The organism is Flavobacterium denitrificans DSM 15936 (assembly GCF_000425445.1).
In the GTDB taxonomy this organism is placed as follows: domain Bacteria; phylum Bacteroidota; class Bacteroidia; order Flavobacteriales; family Flavobacteriaceae; genus Flavobacterium; species Flavobacterium denitrificans.
Map to the genome: position 1 here is coordinate 92434 of NZ_KE384378.1, position 14966 is coordinate 107399.

7 protein-coding genes are annotated in these 14966 nt (G+C 37.2%); all 7 read right to left on the bottom strand.

The features are described from left to right. Positions 1-149: 149 nt before the first annotated feature. The 7 genes from H600_RS0117105 to H600_RS0117135 all read right to left on the bottom strand — a co-directional run bounded on the left by H600_RS0117105 (position 150) and on the right by H600_RS0117135 (position 14955). Positions 150-2705 (bottom strand): alpha-L-arabinofuranosidase C-terminal domain-containing protein, encoded by a 2556-nt coding sequence (locus H600_RS0117105; RefSeq protein ID WP_026729930.1) that lies wholly within the window; start codon positions 2703-2705, stop codon positions 150-152. After that, positions 2705-4075, bottom strand: a complete 1371-nt coding sequence (locus H600_RS0117110; protein ID WP_026729931.1) for a glycoside hydrolase family 27 protein — start codon at positions 4073-4075, stop codon at positions 2705-2707. Before H600_RS0117110 ends, H600_RS0117105 begins: the two co-directional genes overlap by 1 nt. Before the next feature lie 330 nt (positions 4076-4405). Then, positions 4406-6826, bottom strand: coding sequence for a glycoside hydrolase family 2 TIM barrel-domain containing protein (locus tag H600_RS0117115; protein WP_026729932.1), 2421 nt, complete (start codon positions 6824-6826; stop codon positions 4406-4408). 78 nt (positions 6827-6904) lie between these two features. After that, a complete protein-coding gene (locus H600_RS0117120) occupies positions 6905-8488 on the bottom strand; it encodes a glycoside hydrolase (RefSeq protein ID WP_026729933.1) in 1584 nt (527 codons plus the stop codon). Positions 8489-8670: 182 nt separating this feature from the next. Further along, positions 8671-10308 carry a glycoside hydrolase gene (locus tag H600_RS0117125; RefSeq protein WP_026729934.1) on the bottom strand — a complete coding sequence of 546 codons (1638 nt, stop codon included), beginning with the start codon at positions 10306-10308 and terminating at the stop codon, positions 8671-8673. Position 10309: 1 nt separating this feature from the next. After that, the gene (locus tag H600_RS0117130; RefSeq protein ID WP_026729935.1) at positions 10310-11911 is read right to left on the bottom strand and encodes a RagB/SusD family nutrient uptake outer membrane protein; all 1602 of its coding nucleotides are present in this window, start codon (positions 11909-11911) and stop codon (positions 10310-10312) included. A gap of 11 nt (positions 11912-11922) precedes the next feature. Continuing rightward, complete coding sequence (locus tag H600_RS0117135) at positions 11923-14955, bottom strand: SusC/RagA family TonB-linked outer membrane protein (RefSeq protein ID WP_026729936.1); 3033 nt, start codon at positions 14953-14955, stop codon at positions 11923-11925. Positions 14956-14966 lie beyond the last annotated feature (11 nt).

The window sequence follows — 14966 nt, forward strand, 5'->3', positions numbered from 1 at the left end:
GTAAAAGGCGTTTCACTTATTTTAAAAAAAAATAGCTATGTGTGAAAAATGTGTTTTCTTTTAATCCTTTTAGATTAAAACTATCCCGAAACTTCGAGACTATGTGTTTACTATTTTTATGAATTCATTTAATTAAAAAGCAATACGGTTTATTTTGTTTTAACTCGCATTACGACAAATGAATACGGTGGCAACTCTTTTGAAAAAGCTTCCTTTACTGTTAGTTTCTCAGTTAAAGGTCTTGCTGTTGTATTTTCTGGCGTTCCAGTCAATAAAGTATAATCAACATTTTCAGTCAAATTGAAATTTGTTGTTTCAATAGATGGCGTTACCGCGACTGGAAGTACGTTTACTAATTTGATTATCAAATCGCCAGAAGCATTGTCTTTAACCACTGAAGCTCCAATTCGTTTGCTTACTTCAGGATTTGCATCTGATACTTTAATTGAACTTTCAATATATTGATTCCCTGGATTTTGTCCATATAACTTTTGAACGAAATAATTTACTGTTGGCTTTACTTCATCATTATTGAAATAAATCAAATCGGGATTCCATTGCGTGTGTTTTTCTTTTGCCAAAAGCGGCGCATAAGAAGCCATTTCAACAACGTCTCCATTTCGTTCTACTCCTGTCAAATATAAAGCTTCCGCCAAAGCGTTGTAAAACTTATTACCACGAGAAGCATATTCGCCTAAATATACTTTAGATTTTGAACGATCGTAGCCATCATAAAAATTTTGGTTGTTGATAAACCAACCTGGCGTTTGATAATAATGTTCGTCAACAATTGGCAATTTCATATCATCTGCCAATTTCCATCCTTCATTATAATCTGTTCCTTCAAAAAATGGTCCAACAGTTCCAATCACAATTATCTCAGGATATTTTTGCTGAACGGCTTTTACAATCATTCGGTAACGTTCTTCAAAAACATCGCTGATTAAATCTTCATTCCCAATTCCGATATATTTTAAATTGAAAGGTTTTGGATGACCTGCTTCGGCACGTTTTTTACCCCAAGTTGTATTTACGCTTCCGTTGGCATATTCGATCAAATCCAAAACATCCTGAACATATTCGCCCAAATCTTCCATCGGGATTCCGAATTGCTGTCCAGAACCGCCATCAGATGAATTTTGGCACGGAACTCCAGCCGCTAAAACCGGAACTGCTTCGGCACCTAAATCTTCACAAAATTGGAAATATTCAAAATATCCCAATCCCATTGATTGGTGATATCCCCAAATATTTCGCATCGGGATTCTGCTTTCCAAAGGTCCAATCGTATTTTTCCACTTGTAAATATTATGTAGTCCGTCGCCGTGCGCCACACATCCGCCTGGGAATCTTACGAATTTTGGATGCATGTCGGCAATCGCATCAGCAAGATCTAAACGAAGTCCGTTTTTACGATTTTTGAATGTTTTTTGCGGAAAAAGCGAAACCATATCAACAGCAGTTTCGCCATTGGTACTAATTTCTAAATGTGCATCTTTAACCGTTTTCGCCGATTTCAAAACCAAATTTACTTTCTTCCAAGAAGCTGAAGGTGTAAATGAGGCTTCCGCCAAAGTTTCTCCGCTAGCCGATTTCAAACGAACAACTGCTTTTGAACCTTTTGCAAAAACACTAAAATCGTATTTTTCATTGGCTTTTAAAGCAATTCCATCGAAACCCGAATTGCTGATATTTCCTTTAGAAACTATGGCATAATTTGGATTATTAGTATGAATTGGATTTTCTTTAGCAATTTTAAAATCACCGCTCCAAGCCATTGTTGCATTCCATTTTTCGTCTCTTTCTTTTTTGTCGTGAAGCGCATATTCAAAATCACGATTTTGGATTAATTCTCCATACAAACCTCCATCTGCAGCATAATTAATATCTTCAAAAAATACTCCTGTCAGCATATTGCTGATTTTTTTTGATTGCTGTCCGTTTACCGAAATTTGAACTTTTATCGGTTTTAAATTCGCAAAAAGCAAACTGTCGCTCTTTGGAGTAGAACTATCTTGCTTATCTCTAAATTTAGCCGATTCCATATTGCGAATCATGTTATCGACCAAACTCCAATCGACATGAAATAAACTTCCTTGAGCAACTTCGCCTTGAATCGTAATTTCGTTTCTTAATTTTAAAGTGGAATTAGCTTCAATTACTGACGGACTGTAATTTTTAAAATCTTTCGTCGTGCTAAAATAATTTTTTCCACTTTCGCTAAAGTGAACCAAATATTGACCGTCTTTTTGCTCCACTTGAACATTCAAAATAACCGATTTATCTTGACCTTTTCCAACAAAATTCTTCATTCCCTGAATGTAATTTTGTCTTCCCCAATTCACTAAATCATTGCTTTCAGAATGTGCAAAAACATTGTCTTTCACACTCCAATAACAATGAAAAATTCCAGCATTATCACGAATTAAAAATGGCTCTGACATGCTTTTCCCTGTTGGTCCCCAGCTTCCAAAATCTGATTTTAAGAAACTATATTCAGGCCCGATGGAAAACCAATTTTTCTGATCGGCGCTCCATGCAAAATGAAGTCCATTTTTTCCATTATTTTTTAAAGTAGAATAGGCAAAAAGATATACTTTATCTGGCTTTACTTCATTCGATTTTATCCCAAATGCCGAGAATATAAAGAGAATTGAAAAAAGCAGTACTAAAGCCAAAAGACTATTTTTTAAAAATCGTACCATTATTTTTTACCTTTTAATTGATATAAAACAGAGGCATGCGCTTTTAAAACTGCATTAATTTCTTTTGAAGAAACTTTCGACTTCTCACCTGTCCACATATTCAAAACTTCTACTGAACCCGTAAATCCGAGGTCAGAAAGATTTACAGAAACATTCTGTGATGCAGTATCTGAAATATTGAACAAAGCCAAATAAACACTTCCATCTTTAGGATTTTTTGAAGTCACTGCAATTTTACCGTCTTTCTGGAAAAGCTGTTTTACTGCTGTACTTTCATTGTGCATTTTTACAACGTCCTTATTCGTCAATAATGATAAAGTGAAAGCGTCATTACTTGGCAAATCTCCTCCAAAAAATAATGGCGATTTTAAAATATTGAAAAAGGAAATCAAAGTATATTGTTCGTCTTTTGTCAAACGTGTCATACGATCCTCACCACGTTCTCCCCTTACTGAAATACGTCCAAGCGGAATCATATCGCAATCCGGCCATGTTCCCGGCGCAATGTATGGGTACCATTTTTGTGCAACATCCATTAAATGTGTAATGTGTGGCCAAGTGTCCCAAACGTCGTCAACCATTCTCCACATATTGGCATGTGTGCTTACGTGCGGTGCAGCAGAAATTGGCGTTTCACCAGGTGAAGTACTCAACACAATTTTACGTCCGCATTTGTCGATTGCATTTCTTATCAGGTTGATTTCGCCTTCGTGGTATGGTCTTGACAAATCGTCAATTTTGATAAAATCAACACCCCATTGTGCGTATAATTCAAAAATCGAATTGTAATATTCTTGCGCTCCCGGTTTATCAGCCACAACCGTATAATTGTCTCTTAACCATTCGCATTGCAAAGCTGTAGAATAAACTTGATCAGCCGTGATTCCGTTTGCGCCTTTAATTGGTAATTTGCCTTCAACCGCTTTTTTAGGAATACCGCGCATAATATGGATTCCGAATTTCAATCCTTTTTTATGGATATAATCGGCTAAAGGTTTAAAACCTTGTCCATCCTTTGCTGAAGGAAAACGATTAACAGCTGGCAAATATCTTCCAAATTTATCCATCACATAACGTGGATCTGTCTGATTGTAACCGCCCGCTTTATCATTTTCTACAAACCATCTGATATCAACCACTACATATTCCCATCCATATTTTTTAAGCTCTTTTGCCATATAATCGGCATTGGCTTTTACTTCGTGTTCTTCTACAGTTGGTCCGTAACAATCCCAGCTGTTCCAACCCATTGGCGGTGTTTGCGCCCATTGCTTAAATTCTTCTTTTCCAAATGTTTTGTTTTGTGCATTAGAACAAATTGATACCAAAACAACTCCTAAAATAAGAGTAATTTTATTCTTAATTTTCATTATAATGTGGTTAGATGTTAATAAATGTAAAATTTACACTTCAAATATAATAAACTTTATTCGTAAAATGCAATTAACCTGCCTGTAAACCAAAAACACAGACAGGTTAATTGAAAAATTAAAATAACTAACTAATAATTTTTGTGTTCAATTAACAGCTCCAGAGGAGCAAAATATTTATAGTTATAAATTCATTAGAGAAATAAAGCTCCAGCGGAGCGATATATCTAGCTCAAATCATAAATTAAATTTCACCCCGATGGGGTTTTCTAGCTCCTTTTTTTTAAAATCTATAAATATATCGCTCCTATAGAACTGTTTGAAAAACTTTTATTTCACGTTAATCGTCACTTCTACAGGCTTTAACCACTGGCTTGTAAAAGTTACTTTGATAGGTTGCGCATCGCCAGTTGCCTGAATGTAAGCCGCAATATGTCCGTGAAAAACTCTTTGTACATTATCTGTATAATCAGTCATGTCGCTATTATTTCCTGCTTCAAGACCTAATAAAGTTCCTGGACCGCTAATAGTGCAAGTCACTTCATTGTCTGAAAGCATCACCGGAAGACCATTTTGATCTTTCACTTGAACCATGATTTTAGCAACACCTTTGTCTTTACTGATTGTGATATCTTTTTCAGCAATGGTCAATTCTACTGGTTGTTGTGTTGAATTGATAGCATAACGGCTTACTTCTTTATTGTTTGCATCTAAACCAACCGCCTCTAATTTTCCTGAAGCAAATGGAATATCCCAATAAATGATTCCCGTTTTTTCGTCGTAGGCCTTAGTTTCGCCAACTACTTTTCCGTTCAATTCCAAACGTGCTTTTGCAGCATTGGTATAACATACCACACGGATTTTTTGACCCGCTTCATAATTCCAGATTGCCCACGCATCTTTAGAAACATCTTTATCATTTACTAACGGATAAGTTCCAAGGTATGCCATCGGTTTATCTGACCATAATGATTGACGGAAATAGCCTCTAGGTTTGATTACTCCAGCAAAATCAACTAGACCTGAGTAAAATCCTCTTGAAGGCCATCTTCCAGATTCTCCTAAATAATCAATACCCGTCCATAAGAATTGGCCGAAAATATGTTTGTTGTTTTTAACCGCTAACCAAGGTTCCATATCATGAACGTTCTCGCTTCCGTAAATCACTCTTTTTGGATATTTCTCGTGATCAGATTTGTATTTGCTTTCTGTATAATTATAACCTGTAATATCTAAAGCGCCAGGATATTCTGTTTCGTTAGACATGGCAACACCTGCTAAACCAGCTGTTGTTGGACGCGATTTATCGTACTTTTTAACGGCGGCAACCAAACGTTTTGCAATTGCTCCAAGACGCATTGCATCTGGTGCATCTGGTTTATAGCCTCCATAAGCAGCTTGACCGAAACCGTCTTTCCCTTTGTCTAAAACTGGATGCGAATAAGGATCATTTGGATAGTCGACTTCGTTACCAATACTCCATCCGAATACAGAAAGATGGTTTCTGTCACGACGTACAAAATCTTCCAGATCTTTTTCGGCATAATCAGCAAAAATGTCAAATGAGCCTTGGAAACCAGGAGTTCCATAATTCCATCCCTCTAACCATTTGCGTTTTGGGAATTCCCATTCGTCATACGCTTCGTTTAATACCAATAAACCTAATTCGTCACAAAGTTCGTAGAAATCTGGTGCTTGTGGATTATGGCTTGTACGGATGGCATTTACACCAATTTCTTTCAATGTTTTCAATCTGGTTTTCCAAACTTCTCTTGGAACGGCAGATCCTAAAACTCCAGCGTCGTGGTGCAAACAAACCCCTTTCATTTTCATCCATTTTCCATTAAGGGCAAAACCATTATTTGGATCAAATGTGAAGTTTCTGAAACCTGTTTGTGTAACGGTTTTATCTATTTCTTTTCCGTCTTTTAAAACTGTTGTTTTAAGTTGATATAAATTCGGATTGTCTAAATCCCATATTTGTGGATTTTTGACATTTAATTTTGTCGAAATTTTACTGCTTTGTTTTGCTGCAACATCAATTTTAGAAGATGATTTAGCTACCGATTTTCCATCTTTAGAAAACAACTCATTGATAACGGTTAAAGATGATTTTGAAGAAGAACCGTTCTCAACATCAACCTCAACATTTAAAGTTCCTGCTCCTTTTTTTACTTCTGGATAAGCGTAAACGCCCCATTGCGCAATGTGAACTGGATTAGCATATACAACCCAAACATTTCTGTAAATACCAGAACCTGTGTACCATCTTGAATCGGCGCTTTGACTGTGATCAACGCGAACAGAAATCGTATTTTCTCCTCCGAATTTTACAAACTCAGTTGCATCATAAGCAAAAGAAATATATCCGTTTGGACGTTTTCCTAAAGAATGACCGTTGATGAAAACTTCGCTTCTATTGTAAACGCCTTCAAAATACAAATAGACTTTTTCGCCAGACTTGCTTTGCGGAATATTAAGCGATTTTCTGTACCAAGCAATTCCACCCGGCAAATATCCTGTACAACTTGCCAATGTTGGGCTCAATTGTCCTTTTACGCTCCAATCGTGAGGAACATTTACAGTTTGCCATTTGCTGTCGTCAAAAGCGGTGTTTTTTGCATCTGGTGTTTCCTGTAGATTGAATTTCCAGCTGTCATTAATTTTCTTTGAATCTCCAAACGATATCTGACTGCTCGCAGACAAACACGAAAAGAGTAAAACGGGGATTAAGATTTTTTTAGTTAACATGTTTTTTAGTTATTTTTTGTTTCAGGTTTCAAGTTTCAAGTTAGGTTTGAACGTGAAACCTGAAACTTGAAACAATTTTTAATTTTTTAATTCTCCCACAAACGTCACAATTGACCTTGCTGGAATTTCTATATTATCGATTTTCTGAATAGCACTTCTTTTTAAATTTGAAGTTTCAGATGTAATGTAAGGTGTAACCTCATTGTTTTTTAAAGCTCCCTTTGATAAATCGAACTTGTATTTTTGAGCTGATTTTCCGCAGTTTACAGCCACTACAATCAGTTTTTTATTTTGAACATCTTTGTAAGCTGTCAACATTACATCGTTTGCTGCATCCAATTCGTTTTGATTTGGAACATCCACTCTCAACATTCCCGGACGCACAAAAAGCGAATAATTTCCAAGAGCCCAAAGCAGTTTTGAATCATGAAATTCTCCATCGTTTCTCACATAATTCGGTTCCGTTCCTCCGTTGCTTTTTCCGTCATCCAAATAAATCAAACCGTCTTTGTAATCAACACGTGTAATCGATGTCCACCATTGCCAAGAAGCAGCATTTGCAACAGCAATATCATTATGAATTAAACGTGCTACAAATAACGCCGTCTGCATTCCTAAATCTCTTCCGCCTCCAGAACCACCCGGAATTTCATTTTCTCCCGGATTTTCTAGAATACAATATTCTGATTGCCAATATTTCAAACCAGGATTTTGTTTAATATTTGCTGCAATTAATTTTCTACTTAAAACTTGTTTTTCCACTGGCCAAGTTGTAAAATAACTGTGACCGAGAATCACATTTTTTACATTGGAAAATTTCAAAACGTTCGTTTTCGTTTTTCCGAAGAAATAATCAATCTGATTGTCTCTGTTTTCTTTGTTTACATTTTCATACAAATAATCGATTTGAGCGGCTTCAGCAATTACAATTTCAGTGTTCATTTTGTTAGCTTTCAGTTTTTCTGAAAGTGATTTGGTCAAATCATAAATTTCCTGATTGGTTGCCGGAGTTCCTTCCTGACTATTGGTATCACCATGTTTTGGCATCCATTCCCATTGTGGTTCGTTTATCGGACTCACGTAATCGAATTTAATTCCTTCTTTTTTCTCCAACCCTTGAATACTTTGAACTAAGAAATCGGCAAATTTTGGAATTGCACCATCTTTTAGATTCAGTTTATTCTTTTGAGAGGCAAAAGACAAACCGTTGTTTGTCATATGCACCGGCGGACTATTTGTAAAAATCAAGAATTTTTCGACACCGCGTTTTTTAGCGGCCTGCAAAAACCATCTTTGTCCTTCTTGTTTTGAGAAATCATAAGTTCCGTCAGCATTCAAGAAACATTCGCTTCTTCTCCATTCATCAGAAACTTTACTGTTTTCGCCTTGCTCAACACTTCCCGCACCAAGATTAAATCTCCAGATAGAAAGCCCGATACCTTTAGGATTTCCCTGCGCATCAATTTCTTTGCTGAAAAGCAAATCGGCAATGGCATTCTTTTTCTGCTCCGGCCACTTTCCAACAAACTGAGTTCTCCACGCGTCAGACCCGCCAAAACCCTCCATCGTTTGTACCACATTATCTGTGCTTATAGTAGCCGTTCGTTGTGCAAATGACATCGAGCAGGTTGCTAATAAAAGCAAGATATATACTTTTTTCATTAAATTCTTTTATTATCTATTATCCTCAATTTTGTCATTTCGACGAAGGAGAAATCTTCGCAAGTAACTCCGTAATCTAAATCTCCAATCTTTGGCGAGCTACTCGTGGAGATTCCTCGTTCCTCGGAATGACAAGATTGCGGTAAAACCTTTGCAACTTTGTAACTTTGTCCCTTTGAACCTTACTTATAAGTTCCTACATAAGTCACCACTGATCTTGCCGGAATTTCTAAACTCCCCGCATCAACAGAAGTTCCTTTCTTCAAACTTAAAGTTTCAGAAGTTGTATAAGGTGTTAATTTGCCGTCTGTCAAAGCTCCTCCAGCAAGGTTTAATTTATAGGCTTTCGCCGATTTGCTGATGTTTACCGCAACAATTACCAGTTTTTTATTAGCTGCATCTTTATAAGCCGTAACCATTACATCATTCAAAGCAGTTGCATTATCAACACTCGGAACTTGAACTCTTACCATTCCCGGTTTTACGAAGAATGAAAAGTTTCCTAAAGCCCATAATGTTTTTGAATCTCTGATATAACCGTCGTTTTTGCAATAATCAGCGTTTCCAGCTCCATTGCTTGCATTGTCATCAACATGAATCAAACCGTCTTTATAATCACCACGGCTTATTGCTGTCCACCATTGCCAAGAAGTTACTCCTCCAAGCGCAATGTCAGTACTAATGATACGTGCTGTCCAAAGTGCAAGTGGCATTCCTAAATCTCTTCCTGCTCCAGCTCCGCCAGGCAATTCTGATGTTCCCGGACTTTCTAAAACACAATATTCCGAAGACCAAAGACTAACACCACCAACTGACTGAATTCTTGAAGCGGCGGCTTGTCTAGACGAAATCATTTCGCTCAACGGCCATGCTTGCCAGTAACTGTGTCCTGAAATAGTTTTCTTAACATTGCTCAGTCCAGTAATTTTCTTAGACGAATTAGCAGCGAAGAAATAATCGATTTGATTTGATCTGCTTTCTTTTCCAGAAACTGTTTTGTAAAGCGGTTCATAAGCTCCTGCTTCTCCAACTACGATTTGAGCAGTCAAACCTTTAGATTGTAATTTTGGAGACAACACATTTACGAAACTGTAAATATTCGCATTTGTTGCTGGAGAACCTTCCTGACCAGAACCGTCCCACTCGTATTGTGGTTCATTAAACGGACTCACATAATCAATTGTCAAACCGTGTTCTGTTTTTAATTTATCTAATGACGTAGCCCAGAAGTCAGCCAATTCAGGCATTTTTCCATCTTTCAAATTGTAAAACTCTTTGATGCTTGCGTGCGCTTTTCCGTTTTGAGTCAAGTAAACCGGTGCGCTGTTGGCAAAAGCCAATAATTTTTCAACACCACGTTCTCGTGCCGCTTTCATAAACCAAACTTGACCAGCTTGTTTGTTCATGTTATAACTTACACCATCCGTTGTAAAACATTCAGTACGTCTCCATTCGTCAGTAATATCACTTGCCTCACCTTGTTCTGCACTTCCAGCACCAAGGTTAAAACGCCATAATGACAAACCAATTCCTTTTGGGTTTCCGTCGGCATCAACTTGTTTGCTGAATAATAAATCAGCTATTTTATTTCTTTTATCTGAAGGCCAATTTTTTCCAATAAAATTAGCTTGCCAAGCATCAGAAGCACCAAAACTTTCCATCGTCTGAAGATTCATGTCCAGATTTACGTTTAATTCGGCTACCGTATTTTGTGAATCTGAATTTTCAGATTTTTCAGAATCGCAGCTCACAAACATCGTGCTTGCGAAAAGTAAGCCTGCACACAGCAGACTTACCCTATTTTGACTAGCAAACTTCATTTTAGTATCCAGGATTTTGAGTAATCAATCCACCGCTTAAGTCAATTTCCAATTGAGGTATTGGCCATAATAAGTGTTTAGAAGGATTAAAGTTGATCCCTTTGTCTTGAGCTTCTCTCAAGTTAGTAGTTTCGTAAGGATCTGTAGAGCTTTGGTTGTATTTCACAAAAGTTCCGTTTGGTCCCATTAAAGATTCGATAACTGGTCTTCCTGTTGTTGGATCTTTTTCACGACGAATATCATATAAACGCAATCCTTCGAAAGCTAATTCTAAACGACGCTCTTTGTAGATTTGTCTCAATAAAGTTGGCCCAGAAAGTCCCGTTTTTGGTTCAAGCTTAACACGAGCTCTTAAGATGTTGATATCAGCTAAAGCGTCACCACCAGTGTGGAAGCTTGCTTCTGCTCTTGTCAAATACATTTCAGCCAAACGAATCAATGGCACATTCAATGGCAAGTGACCATCTTTTTTATCTAATGCACGACGAGTTGCAATTGGAATATAATATTTACGGCAGATACGTCCTGATTTGTTGTCATTTAAACTGAATTTATGTGTTGGGTTTAAAACCTCATCTCCATAAGCCGCTTCACCCCATTTTGTAATGGTACTTCTACGACGAATTACATCATTTTCAGACAAATAAGCATTTTCTAAATCACTTGTTGGCATACACCATCCCCAGCCATCGATAACATCAGCAGCATCATTGCTTGGGAAATTTTTCTTGTCTTCTCCTCTAGCACCTGAGAAAGTAGGCAGCATAGATCCTAAATTTTTATCCTGAACAGAAGAAGATTGTGCTTCAAGAATAGACTCAACCCCGTTGTGATTGTTTACATTCCAGATATTCAAGAAATCAGCTTCAAGAGCAAATGGCCCTTCAGTGATTACTTTGTTTGCATATTGTTTTGCTTCAGCCCATTTTTCTTGGAACAGAGATACACGTGCCAACAAAGCATAAGCAGCCCATTTGTTGATTCTTCCATTTCTGTTTACTGCAACCGTTTCTAATTTTGCAGCCGATTCTTTAAGATCTGCTTCGATTTGTTTGTAAACATCAGCTTTTGGACTACGTTTTAAACTCAAATCTGCTGTACCAAGTGATTTTGTATATAATGGAACATCACCAAAAAGGTTTACCAATTCATAATAGCAGTAAGCACGAACGAATAAAGACTCTCCCATGTATTGATTTTTCTGAGCTTCTGTAAGTGGAGATTCTGCCATTTTTTCCAAACCAATATTAGCCGACTGAATCGTATAATAATGAGCGGTATAAATACTGTTCATCGATCCCATATTATCAGAAGAAACAATGTACTGCGCGCAAGGTCTAAAAGCGGCAGGGTCTTGTCCTGTATTACCCATCCAAGCATCATCAGTAGCAGTCTCATTTGTTAAACGAGGCGCTAAAATGGTATACCAGTCATTCGTAATCAACAATCTACGCGTTAATTCGTTGGTATAGTTTTCAGACTCTTGTGCCGTTTGAAAATAATTTTCTAACGTTTGTGTTCCTCTTTCCTCTTTTTCGATAAAATCGCTGCATGAAACTGCCAAAAGAGAAAAAGTTAGTATTGATATGATTGTTTTTTTCATGTTCTTTTTAATTAAAATGCTACATTAAGCCCCATCAAAATTGTTGGCTGTACTGGATAATTCCATCCACCAAAACCTGATCCTTTTACTCTATCTCCTTTGTCAGGATCTCCTGCACCAACTTCAGGATCTACACCTGAGTAGTTTGTCCAAGTCCATAAATTTTGTCCAGATAATGAAATTCTTAATTTATCTAAACCAAATTTGTTATAGAAAGAATAACCTACTTGCAAGTTTTTCATACGAACAAATGAACCATCTTCAACATATAAAGAAGAGAACTTTGTGAAGTTTTCGTTGTTGTCATCTTTAGACAAACGTGGAATAGAATTCGAGGTTCCTTCACCGTGCCATGCTAGTTGTTGCAAATCGCTTACTTTATTTGTTAAACTTGCACCATTGTATAAATCTGAAATATTTTGATTTACGATGTCATTTCCAATACTAGAATAGAAATTAGCTACTAAATCGAAATTTTTGTAACCAAAGTTGAAATTCAAACCAATGTTGTAATCTGCCCAAGGCGTACCAATTTTAGTTCTGTCTTTGTCGTCTAATTTTCCATCACCATTTACATCTTTGAAACGAACATCACCAACTTGTGCATACGGCTGTAATTTTGTTCCGTGCTCGTCTGTGTGTGAGTTTAATTCCGTTTGATTTTGGAACAATCCATCAGCAACATATCCGTAGAAATATCCTGGCTCTTCACCTTTCACCGTTAGTGTTCTGTTACCTGCACCGTATAATTTTTCATCAGCAGAAGAAAGAGAAAGCATTTCAACATTTACAGTTGTGAACGTTACGTCAACTCCATAAGAGAAATCACCTTTTTTATCTTTATAAGAAACCAAAAGATCGATACCGCTAGATTGCATAGAACCAACGTTTGTCCAGATTGTAGAATAATTTGGGAATCCGCTGTATGTTGGGAATTGTTTCAAGAACAACATATCGTGCGTTTTCTTTTGGTAGTATTCTAAAGATCCAGAAACTCTGTTCTTCCATAATCCGAAATCAAGTCCGAAAGAGATATCTTCCACAGTTTCCCATTTGATATCTTTATTAGCCATAGAAGATGGGAATGAAGTATCACCAATTACGTCTCCAATTGGGTAAAAACCTTGCCCGATGTTTGACTGATAAACCGCTGTTGGCAATCCTTGGTTACCCACTTTACCCCAACCAGCTCTGAATCTAAGATCGCTCAATACATCTTTAGTAGATTCCATAAAGTCTTCATTTAAAATTCTCCAAGAAACCGACGCCGAAGGGAAATTAGCCCATTTGTTGTTGGTCATGAATTTAGAAGAACCATCACGTCTGAATGTTCCTGTAAAATAATATTTCCCATCATAGTTATAAGAGAAACGAGAAATATAAGACATTAAAGAGCTTGACCAGCTGTTACCACTGCTGTTTCGGTTTTTAGTTGCCGCTTTCAATTCTCTCATCGAGTCTGTATTGTTAGGAACTCCTTCACCGTAACCCCAAAGATCGTTACCATTGTACTCTTCCATAGTATTACCTACCATCAAAGAAGCATTGTGTTTTTCACCAAATTTTCTTGCGTATGTAATTGTATTCTGCCAAGTCCAGTCCACATTTGTTGTGTTCCATTTTTCAACGATGTTGATTTCTTCTTTTTCATGCGCCGCATCAATTACGAAATCAGGTCTGAATCTGTTTCTTACTTTATCCCCCACCTCGATAGAAGCTTGTGAACGAATAACCAAACCTTTAATTGGTTCGTATTGCAAGTAACCATTTGTATTTAAATTATATTGATCTGTATAATCATCATAACGTTTTACAGCAGCAACTGGATTCCAAACGTACGAAGGAGAACGCGCGTAGATGCTGTATTCATTTTCTGTACCGTTTAATTGATCAGCTGGTTTGTAAATTGGCGTAATTGGATCAATTTTATCAAAATCTGCCCAGTTTCCAGGACCACCGTAAGCTTCATAACGTGGATTTAAAGTAATTCCAGCAGAGAATTTATCAGAGAATTTAAAATCATTAGCAATTCTCATTGTAATTCTTTCCCATCCACCTACTTCATAAATTGATTCAGCATCATAATAGTTAAGGCTGATCGCAAAAGTATGTTTGTCAGAACCACCAGTAACACCCAAAGAAGCATTTACAACTGGAGCACCGCCTCTAATACCTGCTTTCCACCAGTCTGTGGTTTTTCCTCTGTATTGAGAAGGATTTGGCAAATAATCGGCATATCCTGAATTGTTGTTTGCTGTATTCATGATTGTCGCGTACGTTTCAGCATCAGCCATACGGTACGGATTATTCATGATCTGCATACCAGAACTAGTATCAAAGTTGAATCTCGTTTTTCCAGATTTTCCTTTTTTAGTCGTAATCAAGATAACCCCATTAGATGCACGAGAACCATAAATTGCACTCGCAGAAGCATCTTTCAAAACCTCCATCGATTCGATTTCGTTGTTGCTCAAAAAGTTAATGCTAGTTCCCATTGGGATACCATCTACCACATAAAGTGGATCTGTACTCAGGTTAACCGTAGAAATACCACGAATCAAGACTCTAGGCTGTGCTCCTGGACCACCAACACCTGTAACCTGAACCCCAGACACTTTACCTTGCAACGATTCTGTTACGTTACCTACAGTCATTGTCTGCAATTCTTTTCCTTTTACAGAAGAAATCGAACTCGTTACATCGCTCTTTTTTACAGCCGCATAACCTACAACTACGATCTCATCTAATGTCTGGCTTGATTCTTCCAAAACCACATTAAGTGTTGTTTGTCCACCAACTGTAATAGTTTTATTAGCAAAACCTACAAATGAGAATTCGATTTGTGCATCCTGGTTTGGAACATTCACAACAAAGTTTCCGTCAAAATCAGTTGACGCTGTTGTTGCAGTACCTTTAACGATCAAATTTACGCCTGGAATTGGCACAGCACCCTTATCCTTAACTGTACCTGTTACTTTTATTTGTCCGAATGACACCGCAGTACACATCAGGGCAATAAAAAATCCTATATATTTAAATTTCATATTAAGCTATT